1 protein-coding gene is annotated in these 3,190 nt (G+C 59.4%); it reads left to right on the forward strand.

Annotation, left to right across the window (positions count from 1 at the left end; genetic code table 11):
• Positions 1 to 389 precede the first annotated feature (389 nt).
• Positions 390 to 3,044, forward strand: a complete 2,655-nt coding sequence (gene gyrA / locus QMX98_RS33435; RefSeq protein ID WP_154912860.1) for a DNA gyrase subunit A — start codon at positions 390 to 392, stop codon at positions 3,042 to 3,044.
• Positions 3,045 to 3,190: the final 146 nt, after the last annotated feature.

Here is a 3,190-nt window from a genome sequence, read left to right on the forward strand (position 1 = left end):
GGCTGGCTCCCACAGGTTTTTTGATCGACACCGATCCTGTGGGAGCCAGCCTGCTGGCGATGAGGCCCTAAAAGTCAACAAACATCCGTAAATCAGATGCCAATTCTGCATTCGGAGCGGCTCTAAGCCTCTCTCGTCCCCTTTCAGCCTGCCACCAGTCAACTAACTACACTCCATGCGCGTCTGGGGGATAGGTGCGTGGCGGCTCTTGTGATAACATCCGGCGTTTTCCGAGGCAGTCCCGCGGGGTTGTCTTTACTGCGCAAATCCATGGTTCAACTTGTTGATTTGTCGTAAGTCGGTGCATGGCACTCAGCCTGCAGCGGCGAGCTTCGTTCGTCCCATATGGATGTGACGAAGTTTCACCAGAAAAAGGAATCGAGCTTCTCATGGGCGAACTGGCCAAAGAAATCCTCCCGGTCAATATCGAAGACGAGCTGAAGCAGTCCTACCTCGACTACGCGATGAGCGTAATCGTCGGGCGGGCCTTGCCGGATGCGCGCGATGGCTTGAAGCCCGTGCACCGGCGTGTGCTGTTCGCGATGAGCGAGCTGGGCAACGACTTCAACAAGCCGTACAAGAAATCTGCCCGTGTTGTCGGTGACGTGATCGGTAAGTATCACCCGCACGGTGATACCGCGGTGTACGACACCATCGTCCGCATGGCGCAGCCATTCTCGCTGCGCTACCTGCTGGTAGACGGGCAGGGCAACTTCGGTTCGGTGGACGGCGACAACGCCGCCGCCATGCGATACACCGAAGTGCGCATGACCAAGCTGGCGCACGAGCTGCTGGCTGACCTGCACAAAGAAACCGTGGACTGGGTGCCGAACTACGACGGCACCGAAATGATCCCGGCGGTCATGCCGACCCGTATTCCCAACCTGTTGGTCAACGGCTCCAGCGGTATCGCCGTGGGCATGGCAACCAACATTCCGCCGCACAACCTCGGTGAAGTCATCGACGGTTGCCTGGCGCTCATCGACAACCCTGAGTTGACCATCGATGAGCTGATGCAATACATCCCCGGTCCGGACTTCCCGACCGCCGCGATCATCAACGGTCGCGCCGGCATCATCGAAGCCTACCGCACCGGTCGTGGCCGCATTTACATGCGCGCCCGCTCGATCATTGAAGACATCGACAAGGTCGGTGGCCGTCAGCAGATCGTCATCACCGAACTCCCATACCAGCTGAACAAGGCCCGTCTGATCGAGAAGATCGCCGAGCTGGTAAAAGAGAAGAAGCTCGAAGGCATCACCGAACTGCGCGACGAGTCCGACAAGGACGGTATGCGCGTCGTGATCGAGCTGCGTCGTGGCGAAGTGCCTGAGGTGATCCTCAACAACCTCTACGCCCAGACCCAGCTGCAAGCCGTATTCGGTATCAACATCGTCGCGCTGATCGACGGCCGTCCGCGGATCCTGAACCTCAAGGACCTGCTGGAAGCTTTCGTTCGTCACCGTCGCGAAGTCGTTACCCGTCGTACCGTGTTCGAACTGCGTAAAGCGCGCGAACGTGGCCACATCCTGGAAGGTCAAGCGGTTGCCCTGTCGAACATCGACCCGGTCATCGCCCTGATCAAGGCTTCGCCAACGCCGTCGGAAGCCAAGGAAGCGCTGATCAAGACTGCGTGGGAATCCTCCGCCGTGGTCGCGATGGTTGAGCGCGCCGGTGCCGATTCGTGCCGTCCAGAGACCCTGGATCCGCAATACGGTCTGCGCGAAGGCAAGTACTTCCTGTCGCCGGAACAGGCACAAGCCATTCTGGAACTGCGTCTGCACCGTCTGACCGGCCTGGAACACGAAAAGCTGCTGGCCGAGTATCAAGAGATCCTCAACCAGATCGGCGAGCTGATCCGCATCCTCAGCAGCGCCACGCGCCTGATGGAAGTGATCCGCGAAGAGCTGGAAGTGATTCGCGCCGAATACGGCGATGTGCGCCGCACCGAGATTCTCGATGCCCGTCTCGACCTGACCCTGGGTGACATGATCCCGGAAGAAGAGCGCGTCGTGACCATTTCCCACGGTGGCTATGCCAAGACCCAGCCATTGGCGGCGTACCAGGCTCAGCGTCGTGGCGGTAAAGGCAAATCGGCTACCGGCGTGAAGGATGAGGACTACATCGCTCACCTGCTGGTCGCCAACAGCCACACCACGCTGCTGCTGTTCTCCAGCAAAGGTAAAGTGTACTGGCTGAAAACCTACGAAATCCCTGAAGCGTCCCGCGCGGCCCGTGGTCGTCCGTTGGTCAACCTGCTGCCGCTGGACAGTGATGAATACATCACCACCATGCTCCCGGTCGACGAATACACCGAAGGTCATTTCATCTTCATGGCCACTGCCAAAGGCACCGTGAAGAAGACCCCGCTGGAATCCTTCAGCCGTCAACGCAGCGTCGGTCTGATCGCGCTGGAGCTGGACGAAGGTGACGTACTGATTTCAGCTTCCATTACCGATGGCAGCCGCGAAGTCATGCTGTTCTCCGACGGCGGCAAGGTCACTCGCTTCAAGGAAACCGACGTTCGCGCCATGGGCCGTACCGCTCGCGGTGTCCGCGGCATGCGTCTGCCGGAAGGTCAGAAGCTGATTTCCATGCTGATTCCGGAAGAAGGCAGCCAGATCCTCACCGCTTCGGCCCGTGGTTTCGGCAAGCGCACGGCGATCACCGAGTTCCCTGAATACAAACGTGGCGGTCAGGGCGTTATCGCCATGGTCAGCAACGACCGTAACGGCCGCTTGGTCGGTGCAGTCCAGGTGCTCGACGGCGAGGAAATCATGCTGATTTCCGACCAGGGCACCCTGGTGCGTACCCGCGTCGACGAAGTGTCCAGTCTGGGACGTAACACCCAGGGCGTGACCCTGATCAAACTGGCCAGTGATGAAACGCTGGTCGGTCTGGAGCGGGTGCAGGAGCCGTCGGAAGTCGAAGGCGAAGAGCTGGAAGATGAAGAGGGGGCGGTGTTCGACGGCGAGGTCGTGATCGACGACGTGGTTGAAGATCAGCAACTCGACGCCGCTGCTGACGAAGAGCCACAAGAGTAAGTGGACAAACAGGGGGCGGATGAAAATTCGCCCCCTTGTTGTTTGTCCCGTATGAAAATATCGACACCCATGGAGTCCCTTGTAGGAGTGAGCCTGCTCGCGATGCAGGCGCCGCGGTATGTCTGACACATCGCGGTGATGCAATC

It is taken from the genome of Pseudomonas sp. PS02303 (assembly GCF_029959925.1).
Lineage (GTDB): Bacteria > Pseudomonadota > Gammaproteobacteria > Pseudomonadales > Pseudomonadaceae > Aquipseudomonas > Aquipseudomonas mandelii.

Bases quoted from the DNA above. Each gene is read 5' to 3' on its own strand.
- gyrA (WP_154912860.1), top strand. From the start codon at position 390: ATGGGCGAACTGGCCAAAGAAATCCTCCCGGTCAATATCGAAGACGAG.